Annotated in this window: 25 protein-coding genes; 14 read left to right on the forward strand and 11 right to left on the reverse strand. The window is 68.5% G+C overall.

From position 1 onward, the window contains the following. Nucleotides 1–47: 47 nt before the first annotated feature. From fabZ to rnhB, 4 genes are read left to right on the forward strand one after another with little or no spacing between them, the layout of a single operon-like run. Nucleotides 48–491, forward strand: coding sequence for a 3-hydroxyacyl-ACP dehydratase FabZ (gene fabZ / locus MARPU_RS04910; RefSeq protein WP_005220378.1), 444 nt, complete (start codon nt 48–50; stop codon nt 489–491). Beyond that, nucleotides 488–1,258 (forward strand): acyl-ACP--UDP-N-acetylglucosamine O-acyltransferase, encoded by a 771-nt coding sequence (lpxA, locus tag MARPU_RS04915; protein ID WP_005220381.1) that lies wholly within the window; start codon nt 488–490, stop codon nt 1,256–1,258. Before fabZ ends, lpxA begins: the two co-directional genes overlap by 4 nt. Nucleotides 1,259–1,292: 34 nt before the next feature. Further along, nucleotides 1,293–2,450 (forward strand): lipid-A-disaccharide synthase, encoded by a 1,158-nt coding sequence (gene lpxB, locus MARPU_RS04920; protein ID WP_005220383.1) that lies wholly within the window; start codon nt 1,293–1,295, stop codon nt 2,448–2,450. After that, complete coding sequence (rnhB, locus tag MARPU_RS04925; protein ID WP_005220386.1) at nt 2,447–3,031, forward strand: ribonuclease HII; 585 nt, start codon at nt 2,447–2,449, stop codon at nt 3,029–3,031. The genes lpxB and rnhB overlap by 4 nt, the downstream gene beginning before the upstream one ends. Nucleotides 3,032–3,669: 638 nt before the next feature. On the opposite strand, the gene MARPU_RS04930 is transcribed toward rnhB, so the two are convergent. From MARPU_RS04930 to ubiG, 6 genes are all read right to left on the reverse strand, one after another. Then, nucleotides 3,670–4,164 (reverse strand): DUF4124 domain-containing protein, encoded by a 495-nt coding sequence (locus MARPU_RS04930; protein WP_005220388.1) that lies wholly within the window; start codon nt 4,162–4,164, stop codon nt 3,670–3,672. Between the two features lie 313 nt (nt 4,165–4,477). Then, nucleotides 4,478–5,797 carry an MFS transporter gene (locus MARPU_RS04935; protein WP_005220390.1) on the reverse strand — a complete coding sequence of 440 codons (1,320 nt, stop codon included), beginning with the start codon at nt 5,795–5,797 and terminating at the stop codon, nt 4,478–4,480. 12 nt (nt 5,798–5,809) lie between these two features. Further along, the gene (locus MARPU_RS04940; RefSeq protein WP_005220392.1) at nt 5,810–6,550 is read right to left on the reverse strand and encodes an SDR family NAD(P)-dependent oxidoreductase; all 741 of its coding nucleotides are present in this window, start codon (nt 6,548–6,550) and stop codon (nt 5,810–5,812) included. A gap of 119 nt (nt 6,551–6,669) precedes the next feature. After that, nucleotides 6,670–7,479, reverse strand: coding sequence for a squalene/phytoene synthase family protein (locus tag MARPU_RS04945; RefSeq protein ID WP_005220393.1), 810 nt, complete (start codon nt 7,477–7,479; stop codon nt 6,670–6,672). Continuing rightward, nucleotides 7,476–8,159: an HAD family hydrolase gene (locus MARPU_RS04950; protein ID WP_005220395.1), complete on the reverse strand. Its 684-nt coding sequence runs from the start codon at nt 8,157–8,159 to the stop codon at nt 7,476–7,478. Before MARPU_RS04950 ends, MARPU_RS04945 begins: the two co-directional genes overlap by 4 nt. Further along, on the reverse strand, nt 8,146–8,871 hold the full coding sequence (gene ubiG, locus MARPU_RS04955; RefSeq protein WP_005220397.1) for a bifunctional 2-polyprenyl-6-hydroxyphenol methylase/3-demethylubiquinol 3-O-methyltransferase UbiG: 726 nt from the start codon (nt 8,869–8,871) through the stop codon (nt 8,146–8,148). Before ubiG ends, MARPU_RS04950 begins: the two co-directional genes overlap by 14 nt. A 206-nt stretch (nt 8,872–9,077) precedes the next feature. Between ubiG and glyA the strand changes: the two genes are divergently transcribed. The 9 genes from glyA to MARPU_RS05000 all read left to right on the forward strand — a co-directional run bounded on the left by glyA (nt 9,078) and on the right by MARPU_RS05000 (nt 16,858). Beyond that, entirely contained in the window at nt 9,078–10,334 is a 1,257-nt protein-coding gene (glyA, locus tag MARPU_RS04960; protein ID WP_005220399.1) for a serine hydroxymethyltransferase, read from the forward strand. A gap of 68 nt (nt 10,335–10,402) precedes the next feature. Continuing rightward, nucleotides 10,403–10,903: a transcriptional regulator NrdR gene (gene nrdR / locus MARPU_RS04965; RefSeq protein WP_005220402.1), complete on the forward strand. Its 501-nt coding sequence runs from the start codon at nt 10,403–10,405 to the stop codon at nt 10,901–10,903. Then, nucleotides 10,887–12,026, forward strand: a complete 1,140-nt coding sequence (gene ribD, locus MARPU_RS04970) for a bifunctional diaminohydroxyphosphoribosylaminopyrimidine deaminase/5-amino-6-(5-phosphoribosylamino)uracil reductase RibD (RefSeq protein ID WP_043762482.1) — start codon at nt 10,887–10,889, stop codon at nt 12,024–12,026. Before nrdR ends, ribD begins: the two co-directional genes overlap by 17 nt. Nucleotides 12,027–12,099: 73 nt before the next feature. After that, complete coding sequence (locus MARPU_RS04975) at nt 12,100–12,762, forward strand: riboflavin synthase (protein ID WP_005220405.1); 663 nt, start codon at nt 12,100–12,102, stop codon at nt 12,760–12,762. Nucleotides 12,763–13,301: 539 nt separating this feature from the next. Next, the gene (ribBA, locus tag MARPU_RS04980) at nt 13,302–14,435 is read left to right on the forward strand and encodes a bifunctional 3,4-dihydroxy-2-butanone-4-phosphate synthase/GTP cyclohydrolase II (RefSeq protein ID WP_025275117.1); all 1,134 of its coding nucleotides are present in this window, start codon (nt 13,302–13,304) and stop codon (nt 14,433–14,435) included. Nucleotides 14,436–14,449: 14 nt separating this feature from the next. Next, complete coding sequence (ribH, locus tag MARPU_RS04985; RefSeq protein ID WP_005220409.1) at nt 14,450–14,920, forward strand: 6,7-dimethyl-8-ribityllumazine synthase; 471 nt, start codon at nt 14,450–14,452, stop codon at nt 14,918–14,920. Between the two features lies 1 nt (nt 14,921). Then, nucleotides 14,922–15,431 (forward strand): transcription antitermination factor NusB, encoded by a 510-nt coding sequence (gene nusB / locus MARPU_RS04990; RefSeq protein WP_005220411.1) that lies wholly within the window; start codon nt 14,922–14,924, stop codon nt 15,429–15,431. Then, a complete protein-coding gene (gene thiL, locus MARPU_RS04995) occupies nt 15,421–16,383 on the forward strand; it encodes a thiamine-phosphate kinase (protein ID WP_005220413.1) in 963 nt (320 codons plus the stop codon). Before nusB ends, thiL begins: the two co-directional genes overlap by 11 nt. After that, complete coding sequence (locus MARPU_RS05000; protein WP_005220416.1) at nt 16,361–16,858, forward strand: phosphatidylglycerophosphatase A family protein; 498 nt, start codon at nt 16,361–16,363, stop codon at nt 16,856–16,858. The genes thiL and MARPU_RS05000 overlap by 23 nt, the downstream gene beginning before the upstream one ends. A 55-nt stretch (nt 16,859–16,913) precedes the next feature. On the opposite strand, the gene MARPU_RS05005 is transcribed toward MARPU_RS05000, so the two are convergent. From MARPU_RS05005 to MARPU_RS05015, 3 genes are all read right to left on the reverse strand, one after another. After that, nucleotides 16,914–17,285: a PilZ domain-containing protein gene (locus MARPU_RS05005; RefSeq protein WP_005220417.1), complete on the reverse strand. Its 372-nt coding sequence runs from the start codon at nt 17,283–17,285 to the stop codon at nt 16,914–16,916. A gap of 236 nt (nt 17,286–17,521) precedes the next feature. Further along, complete coding sequence (locus MARPU_RS05010; protein WP_005220420.1) at nt 17,522–19,255, reverse strand: cation acetate symporter; 1,734 nt, start codon at nt 19,253–19,255, stop codon at nt 17,522–17,524. After that, nucleotides 19,252–19,560, reverse strand: coding sequence for a DUF485 domain-containing protein (locus MARPU_RS05015; protein WP_005220421.1), 309 nt, complete (start codon nt 19,558–19,560; stop codon nt 19,252–19,254). The genes MARPU_RS05010 and MARPU_RS05015 overlap by 4 nt, the downstream gene beginning before the upstream one ends. A gap of 682 nt (nt 19,561–20,242) precedes the next feature. Between MARPU_RS05015 and MARPU_RS05020 the strand changes: the two genes are divergently transcribed. Further along, complete coding sequence (locus MARPU_RS05020; RefSeq protein ID WP_232229500.1) at nt 20,243–21,259, forward strand: DUF2333 family protein; 1,017 nt, start codon at nt 20,243–20,245, stop codon at nt 21,257–21,259. Nucleotides 21,260–21,314: 55 nt separating this feature from the next. Here the strand turns inward: MARPU_RS05020 and MARPU_RS05025 are convergent, their stop codons facing one another. After that, nucleotides 21,315–21,725, reverse strand: coding sequence for a hypothetical protein (locus MARPU_RS05025; RefSeq protein ID WP_005220426.1), 411 nt, complete (start codon nt 21,723–21,725; stop codon nt 21,315–21,317). A 92-nt stretch (nt 21,726–21,817) separates the two neighbouring features. After that, a complete protein-coding gene (locus tag MARPU_RS05030; protein ID WP_005220428.1) occupies nt 21,818–22,777 on the reverse strand; it encodes a hydrolase in 960 nt (319 codons plus the stop codon). Nucleotides 22,778–22,779 lie beyond the last annotated feature (2 nt).

Here is a 22,779-nt window from a genome sequence, read left to right on the forward strand (position 1 = left end):
GATCTCAGGTTGTGGCGGATTCCGCGCAGACGCAGGAAGCGGGCAAGATGATGGACATCCATAAGGTGATGAGTCTGCTGCCGCATCGCTATCCCTTCCTGCTGGTCGATCGAGTGCTCGACTACACGGTCGACGAATATCTGGTGGCGATGAAGAACGTCTCCATCAACGAGCCCTTCTTCACCGGCCACTTCCCGGTGCGTCCGGTGATGCCGGGCGTGCTGATCGTCGAGGCCATGGCCCAGGCCACCGGGCTCTTGGCGATGGCCTCGCGTCCCGAGCAGGTCGGCGAGAAGTCGCTCTACTACTTCGTCGGCATCGACAAGGCGCGTTTCAAGCGCCCGGTCGAGCCCGGTGACCAGCTGATCATGGAAGTGCGGCTGGGTCCGGTGCGTCGTGGCATCTGGAAGTTCGACGGCGAGGCCCGGGTCGATGACCAGGTGGTCGCCACCGCCGAGATCATGTGTACCGCCAGGGACTTCACTGCTTGATCCATCCCAGCGCCCTCGTCGACCCGGGCGCCCGCCTCGACTCCGGGGTCGAGGTCGGCCCCTTCGCGGTGATCGGCCCCGAGGTCGAGATCGGCGCCGGGACCCGGATCGGTCCGCACGCGGTGGTGCGCGGGCCGACCCGGATCGGACGCGACAACCGGATCTTCCAGTTCACCTCGATCGGTGAGAATCCGCAGGACAAGAAGTACGCCGGCGAGCCGACCCGCTTGGAGATCGGCGATCGCAACCAGGTCCGCGAGTTCGTCACCATCCATCGCGGCACCGTCCAGGATCAGGGCGTCACCCGCATCGGCGACGACAACCTGCTGATGGCCTACACCCACGTCGCCCACGACTGCCGTATCGGCAACGACGTGATCATGGCCAATGCCGCCTCGCTTGGCGGTCATGTCGAGGTGCAGGACTGGGCGATCCTCGGCGGTTTCACCATCGTCCACCAGTTCACCCGCATCGGTGCCCACAGCTTCTGCGCCATGGGCTCGGTGCTCGGGCGCGACGTGCCGCCCTATGTCACCGTCGGCGGTCATCCTGCGGCGCCTCACGGCATCAACAGCGAGGGGTTGCGTCGGCGCGGCTTCGAGCCGGCGGCCATCCAGGCGATCAAGCGCGCCTATCGCAGCCTCTATCTCGCCGGCCTCAGACGCGAGGAGGCGCTCGAGCGCATCGCCACGATGAGCGCCGAGACCCCCGAGCTGCACGCCCTGATCGACTTCATCGCCGCCAGCGCGCGCGGCATCGTGCGCTGACCCCGGGTCGCGCCCCCTCGCGGAGTCCTCTGTCATGCTGACCATCGGCATCGTCGCCAACGAACCCTCGGGCGACCTGCTCGGCGCCGCCGTGGTGCGCGAGCTGCAACGCCAGCTCGGTGACACCCGGGTGCGCTTCGTCGGCGTCGCCGGACCACGGATGCAGGCGCTCGGCTGCGAGAGCCTGTTCGACATGGAACGGCTCTCGGTGATGGGCCTGACCGAGGTGCTCGGCCAGCTGCGCGAGCTGCTCGGGCTGCGCCGCGAGCTGCTGCGCTTCATGCTGCGCGAGCGCCCGGCGGTGCTGATCGGGGTCGACGCCCCGGACTTCAACCTCGGACTCGAACGGCGTGCGCGGCGCGCCGGCATCCGCACCGTGCACCTGGTCAGCCCCACCGTCTGGGCCTGGCGACCGGGGCGGGTCAAGGGGATCCGCCGCGCCGTCGACCTGATGCTCAGCATCTTCCCCTTCGAGGAACGCTTCCTGCGTGAGCACGGGGTGCCGGCGCGCTATGTCGGCCACCCGCTGGCCGACGAGATCCCGTTCGAGGTCGATCGCGCAGCCGCCCGCGCCGAGCTTGGGCTCGACCCGGAGGCGCCGCTGGTGGCGCTGCTCCCGGGCAGCCGCATGGGCGAGGTCGAGCGCCTCGCCGTGCCCTTCATCGAGACCGCCCGCGCGGCCCATGCCGCGCGGCCCGGACTGCGGTTCGTGGTGCCGCTGATCAACGCCAGGGTCGGCGAGCGCTTCCGCGCCGAGCTGCAGCGCTGCGCCCCGGAGCTGCCGCTGACCCTGCTCGAGGGCCAGGGGCGCGAGGCGATGAGCGCCGCCGACGTGGTGCTCACCGCCTCGGGGACCGCGACCCTGGAGGGACTGCTGCTCGGGCGGCCGATGCTGGTCGGCTACCGTCTCCATCCGCTGACCTATCACCTGGTCAAGCAGCTCGGGTTGGTCAAGGTGGCACACATCGCCATGGCCAACCTGCTCGCCGGGCGCGAACTCGCCCCCGAGTTCGTGCAGTCGCGCTGTCGCGCCGAGCTGCTCGCCCCGGCGCTGCTCGAGCTGCTCGACGACCAGGCGCGCCGCGCCGAGATCGAGCGCGAGTACGCCCGTATCCACCGTGACCTGCGCTGCGACGCCGCCCGTGAGGCCGCGCGCGCAGTGCTCGACCTGATCGGAGAGACCCCGAGATGACCGCCCCCGTCCTCACCGCCGGCGTCGACGAGGCCGGCCGCGGCCCGCTCGCCGGCCCGGTCGCCGCCGCCGCGGTGATCCTCGACCCCAGCCGCCCGATCGCCGGACTCGACGACTCCAAGCGACTCAGCGCTAAGCGTCGCGAGGCGCTCTACGACACCATCCGCGAGCGCGCCCTGGCCTGGTCGCTGGCCTGGGGGAGTGTCGAGGAGATCGAGACACTCAACATCCTCCACGCCTCGATGCTGGCGATGCGCCGCGCCGTCGAGGGGCTCGCCACCGCCCCCGGTCTGGTGCTGGTCGACGGCAACCGCTGCCCGGAGCTGCCCGCCGGGCTGGCGTCGCGCGCCGTGGTCGGCGGTGATGCGCTGGTGCCCGAGATCGCCGCTGCCTCGATCATCGCCAAGGTCGCGCGCGACCGGCTGATGCTTGACTACGAGCGCGACTACCCCGGCTACGGCTTCGCCGGCCACAAGGGCTATCCCACCCGCGCCCACATCGAGGCCCTCCAGCGCCTCGGCCCCTGTCCCACCCACCGCCGCGGCTTCGGTCCGGTCAAGCGACTGCTCGAGGCGGAGTGATCGGGGCGGGGGGAAAGCCGTCAACGGATTGAACCGCAAAGCCGCAAAGGACGCGAAGGGGAATAAGCCGCCAGCGATCAGCTGCCAGTGGGTACGGACCCGCGCCGCCTGTGGCCTCACGCCGACATCACACATCATTCACTTTGCGCGCTTCGCGGCTTTGCGGTTTGAACCAGCTTCCAGCGATCAGCTTCCAGCCTCCAGTTGGGGAGGCTGGTGTTGCATGGTCGGCGGTTGACGGACAAGACGGTATCTTGTCCATGCAGGGTTCGCCCCTTGGATACCGTTCAGTGTCGAGACTGGCATGAGAAGAGAGATCGAGGGCTGAATCTTCGCGATAAGGTCCAGGCCTTCAGACGCCATCGAGCTGCCTCAATCTCGCGCGGTGGGAGCTAACCACCACGGGGTGGCAAGATACAAGACACCAAGGACGCAAAGGGGAATAAGCTGCCAGCGATCAGCCGCCAGTGGGTACGGACCCGCGCCGCCTGTAGCCTCACGCCGACATCACACGTCATTCACTTTGCGCGCTTCGCGCCTTTGCGGTTCAATCCTGGCGGCTGGCGGCTGGCGGCTGGCGGCTGGCGGCTGGCGGCTGGCGGCTGGCGGCTGGCGGCTGGCGGCTTCGTCTCGCCGTGCTATCCCGGATGCGGGGTCAGCCGGAAGCCCGGTTTGGTCTCGGGTTCCGGTTCGGGCGGTTCCGGTCGGGGATGGGGTGGTCGCACCCAAGGGGATGGGCGACGCGGCGGTGGGGTGAGGTAGATCGCCGGTGGGGCCGTCGGACGTGCCGCCTCGATCTCGGCGCGGCGCTCGGCCGCCGCCGCGCGGCGTTCCTCGGCCTCGACGCGTCGCTCCTCGAGTTCGCGCGCCCGGCGTGCCTTGGCCTCGGCGCGATCGCGCGCGCGTTCCTGCTCCAGTTGCGCGCGGATGCGTGCGGCGCGTGCCTCGGAGGCCGCGGCCGCGGCGCGGTCGACCGGCTCGGTCTCGATCCGACGCTCCTGCTCACCGCGCCCACAGGGCGATTGCTGATAGCGCACCCCGCCTGCGTCCTCGCAACGATAGACCTCGGCTCGCACCGATGCGCAACAGCAGGCCGCGATCATCAACAGTGACAGGCAGCGGGACAGGGCCATGATGCCTCCTGCGCTCCGATGACGGTCCGTCGAGCATAAGGGATTTTTTAGTCGCCAGTCGCCAGCTATCAGCCTCCAGCCTCCAGCCTCCAGCGGATTGAACCGCAAAGCCGCGAAGAACGCGAAGAGGTTCAGGTTGACGGCGACCAGCCGCCAGCGGCTGTCTGTCCTCAAACACTGGCGCCAAGGGCATGCGCGCCCAAGCCGTGCTGTTGTCGAGGGCGCTCGCCCGTGGCGACTGGAGGCTGACTGCTGGAGGCTTTTTTCTCCTTCGCGCTCTTTGCGGTTCAACCTTTCCGGCTGGCGACCTTGTTCAGCCCGGTTCCGAGACCTCGCGCAGTCGCATGACGTAGAGCGCGGCGAACAGTGCGCCGAGGGCGAGGGCGAGGATCACGCTGGCGGCGCCGTAGTGGTCGCCGAGCACGCCGATCAGGCCGCCGGCGAGCATCACCACGCCGATCACGGTGTTGCTGACCGCGACCATGGCCGCACGGGTCTCGCTGGTGGCCATGTCGACCAGATAGACCTTGCGTCCGAGCCGCACCCCGGCGTGGGCGATGCCGAGCACCAGGAAGAGTCCGGCGAAGGCCAGCGGGTCGGCGAGCAGCGGGCTGGCGCTGGCCGCTAGCGCCCAGGTCAGCAGCCCGATCGCGCCGGCCAGGGCGGCGGCGAGGGCCATCGCCAGACGCGCCGAGCGGTCGCCGAGCCGGCCCCACAGCGGTGCGCTGAGGCTGCCGGCGATACCGTTGGCGATGATCAGCAGGCCCAGGCCGGAGAGGTCGCCGCCGCTCTGCGCCTGTGCCAGCAGGACGTAGAAGGGCGGGGCGAGGGCGACGCTCAGCAGTGCCGAGCGGGCGATCACGAAGCGGCGGAAGTCGGCGTCGCTGCGCAGCAGACCGATGCTCTCGAGCGCGGTCGCGATGGCGTTGCCGCCGCCCTCGGTGGCGCCGGGCTGCTCACGGATCGATCGGAACACCAGGGCGCCGAGCAGGAAGCAGAGCGCCCCGCCGAGCAGTAGGGCAACGAAGATCAGGATATTGGCGTGGGCGTCGGCGACGAACTGCAGATAGAGACCGAGCGCCAGGGTGGCGAGCCCGGCGACCCCCGCCGAGAGCCCCATCAGGTTGCCGCGCCTGGACTTGGAGACGGTCTTGCCGAGGACGTCCTTGGCCGAGACCGAGCACAGTCCGCGCGCCAGGCTGAAGACTACCAGCAGGGCGATGATGGTCCAGCCGGCGAGCGCGCCCTCCAGGGTCAGCGCGGCGACGGCCATCAGCGCCAGGGCCAGCGCCGAGAGCACCGAGCCGAGGATCCACACCCCCTTGCGCAGCGGCAGGCGGCGGATGTAGGCGGCCACCGCCAGCTGTGGCAACAGCACCCCGGCCTCGCGGATCGGCACCAGCAGGCCGACCAGCAGCCCGGGGGCGCCGAGATAGCCGAACAGCCAGGGCAGGATCAGCTTGGCGCTGGAGAGTTCGTCGGCGACCTTGCTCATCAGGTTGGCGCCGAGATAGACGAAGAAATTGCGCGGCTGATCGTTGCACGAGGCGCTGGGGATGTCCTTGCAGACACGGGCGTCCTCGTCGCCGGTGACCAGATCGTAGAGTCCCTCGATCGGGTGGGCCTTGCTCATCATCGCTCCCTGTCAGGCCGTCGGCTGGGCCTGGATGCGCTGCCCGTTGATGCCACGCCCGGCGGGGCCGAGCAGGCGCAGATAGGGCTCGACCACGCTCTCCGGGGCGGGGTGCTGCATCGGGTCCTCGCCGGGGTAGAGGGTCGCGCGCATGGTGCAGCGCACCACCCCGGGGTCGATGCTGTTGACGCGGATCTGGCCGGCCTCGCTGGTCTCCTCGGCGAGCACCTGCATCAGCCCCTCGAGACCGAACTTGGCGGCGGCGAAGGCGCCCCAGTAGGCCTTGCCGGTCTGGCCGACGCGATCGCTGGTGAACACCACCGAGGGGTCCGGTGCGGCGCGCAGCAGCGGCAGGCAAGCCTGGGTGAGCATGAAGGGGGCGGTAAGGTTGACCTTGAGCACCCGCTCCCAGTCCTCGGCGTCGTAGTCGTCGATGCGGCTGAGGTAGGGGGTGAAGGCGGCGCAGTGGGCGAGCCCGTCGAGCCGCCCGAAGGTGTCGCCGAGGATGTTGGCCACGGCGATGTAGTCATCCGCGGTGGCCGCCTCGGGGTCGATCGGCAGGATCGCCGGCTGTGGGTGGCCGGCCGCCTCGATGGCGTCGTAGACGGGATCGAGTTCGTGCTCGTCGATCGCCGAGAGCACCACGGTGGCGCCGGCCTCGGCGGCGGCCATGGCGACGGCGCGACCGATGCCCTCGAGCGCGCCGGTGACCAGGATGACGCGGTCCTGGAGTGGTTGGTTCTGTTGTTCCATGGGTCGTGTCTCTCGCTGACTGTTTGGGTCCGCCCCGAGCGCTCGTGGCGTCCGGGGCGATGGATGCGAATGATGCGACAAGACGCCGCCCGTGGCATTGCGTCTTGCCGGTGCGGCGCTCAGCGCCGTTGTTCGCGCCAGGCGTGCCAGAGCTTGCGCAGCGGGGGCAGGGCGATGCGCTGGTCGACCACGGCATAGTCGCTGGCGGCAAGCTCTGCGGCGAGCACTCGGGCGAGCCGGGCGCGGATGCGCACGCTGCGGGCGCGACAGGTGCCACGCTGGGCCTCGGCACGCAGTTGTTCGGCGCGCGCGGCGGTGGTCGCGAGCAGTGTCGGCAAGCGTTCGGGCAACTGCCCCTGGTCGCTTGGCAGCAGGTCGGCACTGATGAAGTCGAGCTGGCCGCGTCGCCACCACCAGCCGCCGTCGCGGATCCCGGCGATCAGCCGGCAATAGGCGCCGAGTGCGCGTGCCTCGCGCAGTGAGGCGGGTGAGCGCTCGCCCTCGCAGCGGGCGAGCAGCTCGAACAGCGCGCCGAGGTCGGTCTCGGCGTGCGCGGCCAGGGCCTCGAAGTGTGGTGGGCAGGGCGCGGCGAGGCGCGCGTCCTGGTGTGCGATCACCTCGATGAAGGGCTCGAGCGGCAGCGCCTGCTCGGCGATCAGCGCCGCCAGCGGTGTGCCGAGCGGGTGGGTCGGCGCGCCGCTGGCGCAGCGCTCGATCTCCTCGCGCCACCAGTCGAGCTTGGCCGCGCCGATCCGCGCCTCGGAGACCGCCTCGGGGATGGCGCGCAGCCGTGCGTGCCACAGCACCAGCAGCGCCAGGGCGTCGCGCCGCGCCGCCGGGGCGAAGCGCAGGGCGTAGTAACGGGCACTGCCGAGCGGGGTGGCGTCGTTGGGGAAGCGCCACGCGGTCTCTGCGGTGGTCACGCTCATGTCGGGGTTCCGGGCAGCCAGTCGAGCAGTGCGAGCGGGTGATCGATGGCGCCATGCGCGCCCCAGCCGTCCGGGTTGTCGTGCGCCCCGAGATAGCCGAACAGGGCGACCAGGGTGCCCATGCCGGCGGCGCGCCCGGCCTGGATGTCGCGCTCGGCGTCACCGAGGTACCAGCAGCGCTCGGGGGCGACCCCGAGCAGCTCACAGGCATGGAACAGAGGACGCGGGTGCGGCTTGGGGGTGGGGGTGGTGTCGCCGCAGACCACGCAGGCGGCGCGCTCGGCATAGCCGATACGCTCGAGCAGCGGTCGGGTGAGATAGCCCGGCTTGTTGGTGACGATTCCCCAGGGGATGGCGCGCGCCTCCAGCGTGGTGACCAGCTCGGCCATCCCCGGGAAGGGCGCGGTGTCGCGCACCAGCGCCTTGGCATAACAGTCGAGGAAGGCGCGGCGCAGTGGCTCGTAGTCGCTGTCCCCGGGGCGCAGCCCGAAGCCGACCTCAAGCATGCCGCGCCCGCCGTGGGAGACGAAGGGGCGGATCTCGGCCAGTGGTAGCGGCGCCCGGTCGTGGGCCGCGCGCAGTCGGTTGAGCGCGGCGGCCATGTCCGGGGCGGTGTCGGCGAAGGTGCCGTCGAGATCGAACAGCACCGCGGCGTCACGCGCCGGCTCAGGCGTCGGCATCGTCACGCACGCAGCTCATCAGGTAGTTGACGCTGAGGTCGCCGGTGCTGAGCTGATAGGTCTTGGTCAGCGGGTTGTAGGTCATGCCGCTGAGGTCGGTGGTGCGCAGCGCGGTGCGGCGTACCCAGGCGTCGAGTTCGGAGGGGCGGATGAAGCGCGCGTAGTCGTGGGTGCCGCGCGGCAGCATGCCCATCACGTACTCGGCGCCGACGATCGCCAGCAGATAGGCCTTGGGGGTGCGGTTGAGGGTGGAGAAGAACACCTTGCCGCCGGGGCGTACCAGCCGCGCACAGGCGTCGATCACCGAGGCTGGCTCGGGGACGTGCTCGAGCATCTCCATGCAGGTGACCACATCGAAGCTCGCCGGGCGTTCGGCGGCCAGGGTCTCGACCGGTACCTGACGGTAGTCGACCTCGACCCCGGTCTCGAGGGTATGGAGATCGGCCACGCGCAGCGGCATCGCGCCCATGTCGATGCCGGTGACCTTGGCGCCGCGTAGCGCCATGCTCTCGGAGAGGATGCCGCCGCCGCAGCCGACGTCGAGTACTTCCTTGTCCGCCAGTCCGCCGGCGCCGCGTTCGATGTAGTCGAGACGCAGCGGGTTGATGTCGTGCAGGGGCTTGAACTCGCTGTCGGGATCCCACCAGCGCGAGGCGAGTTCCTCGAACTTGCTGATCTCGGCTTGGTCGACGTTATGGATGGTATCGGTCATGGTCTTTATCTGGTCCCGAGGTTGGGTGAGACGCCGGCGTGTCTCCGGCGTTCGATCGATCTCCATTCTAAACGACACAACCGCGATCTGGCCGACCGCGGTCGCGACGCTCGGCCGCGTTGGCTGTCTTTTTGTATCCAAGGGCGCGACGCGTGAGCCGATCATCCGTTAAACTAAACCGTTTTGCATTGCCCGGAACAATCATCATGTTCGATACCAAGTTGCAGATCAGTGATTACGACCCAGCGCTCTGGGCTGCGATCCAGGACGAAGAGCGGCGCCAGGAAGAACACGTCGAGCTTATCGCCTCGGAAAACTACACCAGTCCGCTGGTGATGCAGGCGCAGGGCGGGGTGCTGACCAACAAGTACGCCGAAGGCTATCCGGGCAAGCGTTACTACGGTGGCTGCGAGCACGTCGACGTGGTCGAGCAGCTGGCCATCGATCGCGCCAAGGCGCTGTTCGGCGCCGATTACGCCAATGTCCAGCCACACTCCGGCTCGCAGGCCAATGCCGCGGTCTTCCAGGCACTGTGCCAGCCCGGTGACACCGTGCTGGGGATGAGCCTCGCCCACGGCGGTCACCTCACCCACGGCGCCAAGCCCAACTTCTCGGGCAAGATCTACAACGCGGTGCAGTACGGTCTCGATCCGGCCACCGGCGAGATCGACTACGCCGAGGTCGAGCGTCTGGCCCAGGAGCACAAGCCGCGGATGATCATCGGCGGTTTCTCCGCCTATTCGCGCGTGGTCGACTGGCAGCGTTTCCGCGACATCGCCGATGCCGTCGGCGCCTATCTGCTGGTCGACATGGCCCACGTGGCCGGTCTGGTCGCCGCCGGCGTCTATCCCAGCCCGGTCGGCATCGCCGACGTCACCACCACCACCACTCACAAGACCTTGCGCGGCCCGCGTGGTGGTCTGATCCTCGCCAAGTCCAACCCCGAGATCGAGAAGAAGCTCAACTCGGTGGTCTTCCCCGGCACCCAGGGCGGCCCGCTGATGCACGTGATCGCGGGCAAGGCGGTGGCCTTCAAGGAAGCGCTCGAGCCGGCCTTCAAGACCTACCAGCAGCAGGTCGTCGACAATGCTCGCGCCATGGCCGAGGTGTTCATCGCGCGTGGTTACGACGTCGTCTCCGGCGGCACCGACGACCACCTTTTCCTGGTCAGCTTCATCGCCCAGGGGTTGACCGGCAAGGACGTCGACGCCTGGCTCGGTGCGGCCAACATCACCGTCAACAAGAACGCGGTGCCCAACGATCCGCAGTCGCCCTTCGTCACCAGCGGCATCCGTGTCGGCACCCCGGCGATCACCACCCGTGGCTTCGGCGTCGCCGAGGCCCGTGATCTTGCCGGCTGGATGTGCGACCTGATCGACGCGCGTGGCGATCAGGCCGCGATCGAGGCGGCCAAGGGCAAGGTGGTGGAGCTGTGCGGCCGCTTCCCGGTCTACGGCCGTTGATGACCGTTCGCGGAGCGCCTGCGGGTGTTCCGCGCGGTGGTGCCGTGTCGGCGTCGGAGGGTTAGAGCGTGCGCTGTCCATTCTGCGGTGCCCATGACACCAAGGTCGTCGACTCACGACTGTTCGACGAGGGTGATCAGGTGCGCCGGCGGCGCAAGTGTGTGGTGTGCGAGGAGCGCTTCACCACCTACGAGCGTGCCGAACTCAACCTGCCCCGGATCGTCAAGCGCGACGGTACTCGGGTCCCCTTCGATCCCGACAAGCTGCGCTCGGGGATGATGCGGGCGCTGGAGAAGCGCCCGGTCGGTACCGCCGAGATCGAGGCGGCGCTCTCGCGCATCCGTCGCACCCTGATGTCCTGTGGCGAGAGCGAGGTCGACTCGATGCGTCTCGGTGATCTGGTGATGGATGAGCTACGTGGGCTCGATCAGGTCGCCTACGTGCGTTTCGCCTCGGTCTATCGCAAGTTCGAGGACGTGGCCGCCTTCCGCGCCGAGATCGAACGGCTCGAACGCGAGCCGGTCGGCGCGACGGTGACAGCGGATGACGATGATGGCGACACCGACTGAGGTCACGCCCACGGATCAGGCCTGGATGGCGCACGCGCTGCGTCTGGCCGAGCAGGGCCGCTACAGCACCGCGCCCAACCCGCGCGTCGGCTGTGTGATTGTGCGCGACGGCGTGCTGGTCGGCGAGGGCTGGCACCGGCGCGCCGGTGGTCCGCACGCCGAGCGTCACGCCCTGGCCGCAGCCGGCGCGCGTGCCCGCGGCGCCACCGTCTATGTCACCCTCGAGCCCTGCAGCCATCACGGTCGTACCCCGCCGTGCGCCGATGCGCTGGTCGAGGCGGGTGTCGGTCGGGTGGTCTGCGCCATGGTCGATCCCAACCCCCGGGTTGCGGGGCGCGGTATCGCTCGGCTCGAGGCCGCCGGCATCGCCACCCTGGTCGGGGTGCAGGCCGCCGCCGCCGAGGCGCTCAACCCAGGGTTCGTGCAGCGGATGCGCGCGGGCCGTCCACTGGTGCGCTGCAAGCTCGCCGCGAGCCTCGATGGTCGGACCGCGATGGCCGACGGCGAGAGCCGCTGGATCACCTCCGAGCAGGCGCGCGCCGACGTGCAGCGGCTGCGCGCGGGCAGCGGCGCGATCATCACCGGGGTTGAGACCCTGCTCGCCGACGATCCCAGCCTCAACGTCCGGCTCGCTCCCGAGGCGCTGCCCGGGCTGATGCCGGGCGATCCGGTGCTGCAGCCGCTGCGGGTGGTGCTCGACAGCCGCTGGCGCACGCCGCCGACGGCGCGGATGTTGGGGCTGCCCGGCACCACCCTGGTGGTCGGCGCGGCGCCCGACCTCGAGCGCCAGCGCGCGCTCGTTGCCGTCGGCGCCGAGACCCTGGTCTGCGGCGGTGCCGACGGGCGCGTCGATCTCGCCGCGCTGCTCGCCGAGCTGGCACGACGCGAGATCAACGAGGCGCTGATCGAGAGCGGTCCGACCCTGGCCGGGGCGGCGCTCGCCGCCGGGCTGGTCGACGAGTTGGTGGTCTATCTCGCCCCGCACCTGATGGGTGACTGCGCCCGCGGGCTGGTGCGCCTGCCCGGTATCGAGCAGATGGCCGATCGGCTCGCGCTGGTCTTCGTCGATGCCCGTCGTATCGGTCCCGATCTGCGCCTGTTGCTGCGCCCGTCGGCGCGCTAGCGTCGGCGTCGGTGGCGCCTCGTCCCCCGAGTCAACCTCGACGCCGTCGCGCGTCATCGCTGAGGAGTCCGTCATGTTCACCGGAATCATCCAGGCCGTCGGGCGCATCGCGCGCCAGGAGCCGCGCGGCGGCGATGTCAGGCTGCATATCGACACCGCCGATCTCGATCTCTCGAGCACCGCACTCGGCGACAGCATCGCGGTCAACGGTGTCTGTCTGACCGCCGTCGAGCTGGGGGCCGCGCGTTTCGCCGCCGATGTCTCGCGCGAGACCCTGTCGCTGACCACCCTGGGCGCGCTGGGGCAGGGCGGCGCGGTCAACCTGGAGCGCGCGCTCACCCTCTCGACCCCGCTCGGCGGTCATCTGGTCAGCGGTCATGTCGACGGTCTGGGCGAGGTGCTGGAGGTCGGCGCCGACGGCCGCTCGACCCGGCTGCGGATCCGCGCCCCGGACGCGCTGGCGCGCTATATCGCGCCCAAGGGCTCAATCTGTCTCGACGGCACCAGCCTCACCGTCAATCGTGTCGAGGGCGCGGTGTTCGAACTCAACATCGTCCCCCACACCCTGGAGGAGACCATCATTGGCGGCTATCGCGCCGGCAGTCGGGTCAACCTCGAGGTCGACCTGATCGCCCGCTATCTCGAACGCCTGGTGCTCGGCGAGCAGGCCGCCGCACCCGAGGGCGAGGGCGAGCGCATCACCCGCGACTTCCTCAGCCGTCACGGGTTCGGCTGAGACCGCTTTCGCCAGCTTTCAGCCGCCAGCCGTCAGCCGCCAGCGGATTGAACCGCAAAGCCGCAAAGGGCGCGAAGGGGAGAAGAGCTGCCAGCGATCAGCCTCCAGCCGCCAGTGGCTGCCTGTCTTCGAGTGTTGGTCGAAAACGTACGCCAACTGGCCGCTGACAGTGAATGGTGAGTGGCGCTTTCGTCGAGGCCGTCCCTCCGCTGGCGGCTGGCCGCTGATGGCTGGCAGCTTGAATCCCTTCGCGCTCTTTGCGGCTTTGCGGTTCCAATCTCCTGGCCGCTGGCCGCTGGCCGCTGGCCGCTGGCCGCTGGCCGCTGGCCGCTGGCCGCTGAAACCATGTTTGCCCATGCTGCGGTGATGGCGGGTGCGTCGTTCTACGGGTGCGTCGTTCTATTGGCGACGGCGGGAGAGAACGCCCGCTGGCGGCTGGATGCCGATGGCTGGAGGCTGACTTGGTGTCGCTTCCGTCCACGCAGGCGCTTGACCGTCTGTTAAACTTACTGGCTTCGCTCGAAAAGACCCCATTTGCTATGAGCCATACCGGCCTGAACACGACCGAGGAGATCATCGCCGAGCTGCGCGCCGGGCGCATGGTGGTGATCATGGACGACGAGGATCGCGAGAACGAGGGTGATCTGCTGCTTCCGGCCGACTGTGTCACCCCAGAGGCGATCAACTTCATGGCCAAATACGGTCGTGGCCTGATCTGCCTGACGCTCACCCAGGAGCGTTGTGAGCAGCTGCGCCTGGCGCCGATGGTCAATGACAACCAGGCCCCGCACGCGACCGCCTTCACCGTCTCGATCGAGGCCGCGCAAGGTGTCACCACCGGCATCTCTGCGGCCGATCGTGCGACCACGGTGCGCGCCGCGGTCGCCCCCGAGGCGACCGAACGCGATCTGGTGCAGCCGGGGCACATCTTCCCGCTGATGGCCCAGCCCGGCGGGGTGCTGGTGCGCGCCGGTCACACCGAGGCCGGCTGCGATCTCGCCCGGCTTGCCGGTCACACCCCGGCGGCGGTGATCGTCGAGATCCTCAACGAGGACGGCACCATGGCGCGCCGCCCCGATCTCGAGCGCTTCGCCGAGACCCACGGATTGAAGATCGGTACCATCGCCGACCTCATCCACTACCGGGTGCGCAACGAGCGTGCGGTGGTGCGCGAGAGCGGTTGCGAGCTGCCCACGCCCCACGCGACCTTCAAGCTGCACGCCTATCGCGACAGCATCGATCACGAGCTGCACCTGGCGCTGACCCTCGGCGAGATCGATCCGGAGCGCCCGACTCTGGTGCGGGTGCATCTGCAAAATAGTCTCTGCGACCTGTTCGAGGCCGATCACGGCGCCTGCGGCTGGCCGCTGCGCGACGTGATGCGCCAGGTCGGCGAGGCCGGCGAGGGGGTGATCGTGGTGCTGCGCAACCGCGATCGAGCCGAGGATCTGCTGGCGCGGATCAAGGACTTCGATTTCCATGACCGCGACGACGAGGTGCCGCCGCGCCGGCAGCAGGACGGTCATACGCTGCGCACCTTCGGTATCGGCGCGCAGATCCTCGCCGATCTGGGCGTGCGCAAGATGCGCGTGATGAGCGCGCCGAAGTCGATGCATGCCATCTCCGGGTTCGACCTGGAAGTGGTCGAATACACCGGTGGTCGCCAATCCTGAGAGGACAAACCGAGATGACCATTCATACCATCGAAGGCACCATGCGTGCCGATGGCGCCCGCTTCTGTCTGCTGGTGGCGCGCTGGAACAACTTCGTCGTCGACAGCCTGGAGCGGGGCGCGATCGACGCGCTGCGTCGTCACGGGGTCGAGGAGTCGGACATCACCATCGTGCGCGTGCCCGGCGCCTTCGAGATGCCGGTGGCCGCCGAGCAGATCGCCGCGCGCGGTGGTTTCGACGCCATCGTTGCCCTCGGCGCGGTAATCCGCGGTGGCACCCCGCACTTCGAGTACGTCGCCAACGAGTGCGTCAAGGGGCTCGCGCAGGTCGGTCTCAGCCACCGGCTGCCGATCGCCTTCGGCGTGCTCACCGTCGACAGCATCGAGCAGGCAATCGAGCGCGCCGGTACCAAGGCCGGCAACAAGGGCGCCGAGGCCGCGCTCTCGGCGCTGGAGATGGTCTCGCTGGCACGGCAGTTCGACTGAAATGGCGAGTCCACGCACCCAGGCGCGCCGCTATGCGGCGCTGGCCCTCTACCAGTGGCGGCTCACCGGTGAGGACCCGATGGCGATCAAGCGCCACATGCTCGACGATCCGACCTGGCTCGATGCCGTCTCGGCGTCGCTGCAAGGCATCGAGGAGGACGAGGCGCTGGCCTCGGCGCAGCGCTTCCGCTTCAATCTCGAACTGTTCGAGCAGCTGCTCGCCGGGGTCCCCGAGCGCATCGAGCCGATCGATGCCCAGCTCAGCCGTTTTCTCGATCGTCCGATCGAGCAGGTCGATCCGGTGGAGCTGGCGATCCTGCGTATCGGTGCCTTCGAGATCCTGTTCTCGGCGGCGATCCCCGACGGGGTGGCGATCAACGAGGCCGTCGAGCTGACCAAGCTGCTCGGCGCCCATGAGGGTCACAAGTACGTCAACGGCGTGCTCGACAAGATCGCCCGTCATCAGGCGGTGGCGCGTCGCGCCGCCGAACATCCCAACGGTGACGGTTGAACCCGGCGCGGAGTTCGCGCTGATCGGAGCGCACTTCGCCGGACTCGGCGCGGCACGCGAGGATGTGCTGCTCGGGGTCGGCGACGACTGCGCCCTGTTGCGGGTGCCGCCGGGGCAGTCGTTGGCTGTCAGCCTCGACACCCTGGTCGCCGGCGTTCATTTCTTCCCCGACTGCGATCCCCATGCCCTCGGTCACAAGACCCTGGCGGTGAGTCTCAGCGATCTCGCCGCGATGGGCGCGGAGCCCGCCTGGGCGACCCTGGCGCTGACCCTGCCCGCCTCCGATCCGGCATGGCTCGCGGCCTTCGCCGCCGGTCTCGGTGAGCTGGCCCGCGCCCACGGGGTGCGGCTGGTTGGGGGTGACACCACCCGGGGGCCACTGACCATCACCCTGCAGCTCCAGGGGCTGGTGCCACCCGAGTCGGCGCTGCGTCGTGATGGCGCGCGCGCGGGCGATCGCATCTGGGTCAGCGGTACCCTGGGCGACGCGGCGCTGGCGCTCGCCGAGCTGCAGGCCGGTCGCGATCCCGATGCGGCGCTACGCGCGCGGCTCGAACGCCCGACTCCCAGGGTCGCGCTCGGGCGTGCCCTGCGTGGTGTGGCCAGCGCCGCGATCGATCTCTCCGACGGGCTCGTCGCCGACCTCGGGCATGTGCTCGCCGCTTCCGGCGTCGGCGCCGAGCTGCAGCTCGGCGCGTTGCCGCTCGGTGAGGCGGTGGCCACGCGTGCGGACTGGTCGCTCGCGCTCGCCGGTGGCGACGACTACGAGCTCTGTTTCTGCGCGCCGCCCGGGCGCGACGGTGAGATCCTGGCGCTGGGGCAGCGTCTCGGCTGTCGTCTGACCCCGGTCGGTATCATCCGCGGCGATGGCGACGCGCTGCGTTGCCTGCTGCCCGACGGCACCGAGCTGAACCCCACGAGGAAGGGCTATGACCACTTCGCCGGCGCCTGAGCGCCCGGCGCGCGCGGGCTTCGACCCGCGTCGCGCACACCACTGGATCGCCTTCGGGCTCGGTTCGGGGCTGGCGCCGCGCGCGCCCGGCACCTTCGGCACCCTGGCGGCGATCCCGCTCTATCTGCTGTTCGCCGGGCTGTCCTGGCCTTTCTACGTCGGCGTGCTGGTGCTCGCCACCGGCATCGGTATCTGGGCCTGTGGGCGCACCGCGCGCGAGCTGGGACTGCACGATCCCTCGGCGATCGTGTGGGACGAGTTCGTTGGTTTCTGGCTGACGATGGCGGTCGCGCCGGCCGGGTGGGGCTGGATCCTCGTCGGGTTCCTGTTGTTCCGGCTGTTCGACATCTGGAAGCCCTGGCCGGTGCGTCTCGCTGATCGTCATGTCGAGGGCGGGCTCGGTATCATGCTCGACGATCTGATCGCCGGTGCCATGGCCGCGCTGGTTCTCCTCGGCGCGGCCTGGTTGCTCTGATCGGCTGGAGGTTGGTGAGGCTGGGCGCGCCGTCCTGCTGGCGCGTGCGGCGGACTCAGTGGGCGTGGGTCTCGGCGGTGGTGTGACGGTCGATGCGCGGCGGATAGGCAGGCGGCGCGCAGAAGGCGATGCCGATCATCCAGCGCTGGGCGTCGTGTTCGGCCTCGACCCAGACCACCGAGCCGGTCACCTGCAGCGGCTCGAGCGTGTCTTCGATCGCCATCTCCAGCAGCAGTCGCGAGCGGATGGCGAAGCGTTCGCCGGCGCTGATGCACATCCCTCCCTCGCCGATGTCGTGTCCGTTGACGTGATAGACGTGCTGACGTCGCTCGATCCGCTCTCCCGAGAGTGGGATCAGCCGTGCCTCACCGGTCCATTCGCGGCGCTCGTAGCGGCGGCGTTCGGCATCATCGCGATTTGCGTACATGGTGTTTTCATCCTCCCGGGGCTGTCTGGTTAATCCGCTGTTTTTCTTGTTTTTATCCAGTATAGACGCTGCTGCGTCCGGTGCTGCCGGGTGAGTGGGCCGTAGATGGCGAAAACGGGGGGATGCGGGGCGGGAGATGAAGGGCGCCCGGGCGTTGCGCCCGGACGATCGGAGCAGTGGTGGCGCGTCCCTGCGCCTCGACGCCACCGCCCGCGTGCGCGGGCGGTGAGTGGACCTCAGTGGCTCGCGGCCCCCTCGGCACCGATCCCGGTCTCGCAGCGGATGCGCTGGGCGCGATAGGCGCTGCGCTCGCGCTGGGCCTGCTCGGAGTTGTCGAGCAGCGAGACCAGCCAGATGAAGAAGAAGGCCATCGGGATGGAGACGATCGCCGGGTTGTCGAGCCCGATCAGACCGACCGGCACCGGGGTGCCGTCGGGGCCGGGCGCGGTGTGACCGAGCACATCGCCCCACACCGCCTTCGACAGCACCGTCAGCACCACTGCGCTGAGCAGGCCGGCGAGGCCGCCGGCCAGCGCTCCTCGGGTGGTCATCCGTCCCCAGAAGATCGAGGCGGCCAGCACCGGGAAATTGGCGCTGGCGGCGATCGCGAAGGCCAGGCCGACCATGAAGGCGACGTTCTGGCTCTCGAAGGCGATGCCGAGCGCGATGGCGATCAGCCCGAGCCCGAAGGTAGCGAAGCGCGAGATGCGGATCTCGGTGGCCTCATTGCCGCGACCGCGCGCGATCACGCTGGCATAAAGGTCGTGGGAGATGGCCGAGGCACCGGCCAGGGTCAACCCAGCGACCACCGCGAGGATGGTGGCGAAGGCCACCGCCGAGATGAAGCCGAGGAAGAGGTTGCCGCCGACGGCCTCGGCGAGTCGGATCGCGACCATGTTGGTTCCGCCCTCGACCCCGCTGACCAGGCGCTCGCTGAGTACCGCACCCTCGGCGCTCAACGCCTCGGGTTTGAAGAACTCGGGGTGCTGGGCGAGCAGCACGATCGAGGCGAAGCCGATGATGAAGGTGAGGATGTAGAAGTAGCCGATGAAGCCGGTGGCGTAGAACACCGACTTGCGCGCCTCCTTGGCGTCCGGGACGGTGAAGAAGCGCATCAGGATGTGCGGCAGGCCGGCGGTGCCGAACATCAGCGCCAGCCCCAGCGAGATGGCGTTGATCGGATCCTGCACCAGCGAGCCCGGTCCCATGATGTCGAGACCATTGGGGTGGGTCTCGGTGGCCTGGCGGAACATCTCCTCGGGGGAGAAGCCGAAGGCCGAGAGCGCGGCGAAGGCCATGAAGGTGGCGCCGGAGAGCAGCAGCACCGCCTTGATGATCTGCACCCAGGTGGTGGCGGTCATGCCGCCGAAGATGACGTAGACCATCATCAGCACGCCGACGGCGACCACCGCCATCCAGTACTCGAGACCGAACAACAACTGGATCAGCTTGCCGGCGCCGACCATCTGCGCGATCAGATAGAAGGCGACCACCACCAGCGAGGAGAGCGCGGCCATGGTGCGGATCTGGGTCTGGCCGAAGCGGTAGGAGGCGACGTCGGCGAAGGTGAACTTGCCGAGGTTACGGATCTGCTCGGCGAGCAGGAACATGATCACCGGCCAGCCGACGAGGAAGCCGATCGAGTAGATCAGGCCGTCGTAGCCGGAGGCGAAGACCAGCCCGGAGATGCCGAGGAAGGAGGCCGCCGACATGTAGTCGCCGGCGATCGCTAGACCGTTCTGGAAGCCGGTGATGCCGCCGCCGGCGGTATAGAAGTCCTTGGCGCTGCGGGTGCGTCGCGCCGCCCAGTAGGTGATGCCGAGGGTGCCGACGACGAAGGCGACGAACATGCTGATGGCGGTGACGTTGATCGCCTGTTTCTCCACCGCGCCGCTCATCGCCGGGGCGGCGGCGAGACCGAAGGGGACGAGCAGGGCGGCGAGTACGCCCCAGGGTGCGAGACGTTTCATCGTGCCTCCTCCTGGATCTCTTTGGTCAGGCGGTCGAAGTGACCGTTGGCGCGCGCCACGTAGATGCCGGTGAGCAGGAAGGCGCTGAGGATGATGATCACGCCGAGCGGCATGCCGATGGTCATGATTGCGCCCTCGGCGACCGGGATCGCCAGGAGTTCAGGGGCGAAGGCGATGGTGAGGATGAAGCCGTAGTAGATGCTCAGCATCAGCAGAGTCAGCACCCAGGCGAAGCGCTTGCGTGATCTGACCAGCTCCTGATAGCGCGGATTCGCCTCGATGGCGTCGATCGATTCTCGTTGCATGGGTTTACCCGAAACACGATGAGTGGGGTCTGTGCCTCGACTCGGCGCCGCGCGCCGCTGCCTGCAGCCCCAGACCAGTGCCGCTCGGCGCTCGATGTCTGTGTTTCGGGTCCAGCTCAGCGGGGACGCGGTGCGGTTGTCGCTTTCCGCACAAAATAAAAGGAAAGATCGATTCTCTTGGCCATTCAACACCGATGTCAACAAAAAGTTGATGCGTTATCTCAATCGGGTGGATTGTGAAACTGCACCGGTGCACACAGCATCAAAGGTGGACGAGACGTGTCTTCCATGCGCGCTCGCTGACGACCGTGGCGGTTGCCGGTGGCAATAGCGCATGTGTCTTGGGGAACGTTCGGCACATGGTGCAGTCTCTAGGCAACACCGCATGGACCCGGGGCCGGTCTCGGGGCGAGAATGGTAGGGTCGGGTTCGATGTCAGGGCGGGTTGCGCCCGACACGCCCGGTTGTCTGTCCGCAATCACTCGAGGTGGGCGCGGGCCTCTCGCTCGTCGGGTCGCGCATCGCGTAGCCCGGGCCGCGGTACGACGAATTCCGGGACGCTGTCCCCCGTACCGCCATGGGGGCTGCGTCCTTGTCAGACTTTCAGTCAGTAAGGAGTCAAGTGATGGACCTGAATCTATCCGGCCTCAGGGCCGCGACCAGTCGACGAGCCAAGAATTTGATGGAACTCTATGATCCGCGCATCTGGCGCGAGAAGGGCATCTGGTGGACCAGTGGGGTGTTCCTGGTCACTTACCTGCTGGTGGTGCTGGTGCTCGGCATCATCTGGTCGCGCTCGCCGGGCGAGTTCGACGTGCGCGAAAATGCCCTGGAAATGGTCGGAGGCGAAGAGAGCCTGCTGGTTCCCGGCACCCTGACCACGGCCACCGCCATCCGCATCGTCGAAACCTTGCTCGACAAGCCCGGCGGTTATCTCACCAATGATGTAATGCCGCCCGGGGTCTATCTCGACAACATCCCCAGTTGGGAGTTCGGCGCCCTGACCGAGGTGCGCGACCTGGCCGATTCGCTGCGCAATCACCTCAGTCGAGCCCAGTCGCAGTCGATCGAGGACGTCGACCTGCAGGTTGCTCAGCCGCAGTTCAACTACAACTCCAACTCCTGGATCCTGCCCTCGAGCGAGTCCGAGTACCGCAAGGGTGTCGATGCGCTCTATCGTTATCTTGAGCGACTCTCCGACGAGCGCGCTCAGGATGGTCAGTTCTTCGCCCGCGCCGACAACCTGACGATGTATCTGGGGCTGGTGGAGAAGCGTCTGGGGAGTCTTGCGCAGCGTCTGTCCTATGCCGTGGGCCAGCGCCAGCTCAACACCGATCTGGCCGGCGATCCGAGCGCACGCCAGTCGACGGCAGCTCCCGAGGAGCGGGTGCAGAAGACGCCGTGGAATCAGATCGACGACGTCTTCTTCGAGGCGCGTGGTTACACCTGGGCGTTGCTCCACACGCTCCAGGCAATCGAGGGTGATTTCAAGTCGGTGCTCGAGAACAAGAACGCGCTGGTCTCGCTGCGCCAGATCATTCGCAAGCTCGAGGAGACGCAGAGCCCGATCTGGAGTCCGTTGATCCTCAACGGTACCGGGTTCGGCCCGATGGCCAATCACTCGCTGGTGATGGCTTCCTACATCTCACGGGCCAACGCGGCGATCATCGAGCTGCGCGCCCTGCTCGAGATGGGCTGAACGGGGCGGGCGGCACGATCGCCGCCCGTTCGCCATCCTACCTGGCCGGGGGCGTTCAGCTCTCGGCCTGCTCTTCTTTCTCAGCGGACGCTGCCGCTTCGACATCGCTCGGTGCGGTGGTGGCGCGGTGGCTCGCCGCGCAGGCGCTCACGCACTCTTCGTGCTGGATACGGCAGATCCGCAGGTCTGCGCCAAGACAGACGTCGGGCTTCAGGCAGCCGGTGCCGCGATTGGCGACGCAGGTCTCGTAGTCCTCGCCGACCATGCGTACATGGGTCTGACACTCGGTCTCGCGCAACTGCTGGCGCTGCTCGCACTGGGTGCGGGCGATCTCGCAACGTGCCAGACAGGTCTGTGACTGCGGGTCCTGGGCCTTGAAGTCGCTGTTGGTCTCGGGGGTGGCGCAGCCACCCAGAGCGAGAGCGAGCAGGGCGGCGGCAAGGATGGGGGCGAATGCAAGCGGCATTGGCGGGACTCTCCTTCGAAAATTGGCGAAGACTACCATAGAAGCCCCGGGCCGAACGCCGCTCGGCGATACCCGGGACAGAGTGGATCGATTCAGTCGTGCAGGTCGCGTAGCTGCGCGAGGATACGTTGCTCGAGCCAATAGACCGGGCGCCAAGGGTGCTTGCCGGAGACGAAGCCGACATGGCCGCCGTGGCGGCTCAGCTCCAGGGTGACGCCGGGGCCGAGTTCGTGTGCCAGCGGGACCGTGGACGGATACATGAAGGGGTCGTCGGCGGCGTGGATGATCAATGTCGGGGTGGTGATCCCGCGCAGGTAGCCACGACAGCTCGAGCGGCTGTAGTAGTCGAAGACCCCGGCAAAGCCGTTGAGTGGTGCGGTGATCTGGTCGTCGAAGTCGTTGAAGTCGCGGATCCGGTCGAGATCGACCGCCAGCGGCAGGGGGCGATCGGCGAACTTGCGTCGCAGGTTGGCCTTGAGCCGGTCGAGCAGATAGCGACGATAGATCCTCGAGAGCCCACGATTGAAGCGCAGCATGCCGTCGCGCAGCACGAAGGGGACGGAGACGGCGATCGCTGCGCCGACCCGTACGCTGTCGCGCTCGCCGAGATACTTGAGCAACAGGTTGGCGCCGAGCGAGAAGCCGACCGCGGCCAGCGCCTCACCCTCGGGGTCGGCGGCGAGCTGATCGAGGACCTCGGCGAGATCCCCCGAGGCCCCCGAGTGATAGGAGCGATCGAGCCGGTTGGGTGTCTCCGAACAACCGCGCAGATGCATGAACACCGGCTGGAAGCCGGCGCCCTCGAGGGCGTGGATCAGTGAGCCGGCGTAGTGCGACTCGAGGTTGCCCTCGAGTCCGTGGATTACCACCACCCGTGGACCGAGAGGCCGCCCGATGGCGAGATCGATGAAGTCGCCGTCGCTGAGTTCGATGCGTCTCGGGGTCAGGTCGAGCGGCGGGCGTCGGCGCATCAGTGCCGGCCAGACGGTCTGCAGATGGGCGCCGGGCAACCACCAGGCGGGACGGAAGTCGCTAGCGACGAGACGTGCCATCG

It is taken from the genome of Marichromatium purpuratum 984 (assembly GCF_000224005.2).
Lineage (GTDB): Bacteria > Pseudomonadota > Gammaproteobacteria > Chromatiales > Chromatiaceae > Marichromatium > Marichromatium purpuratum.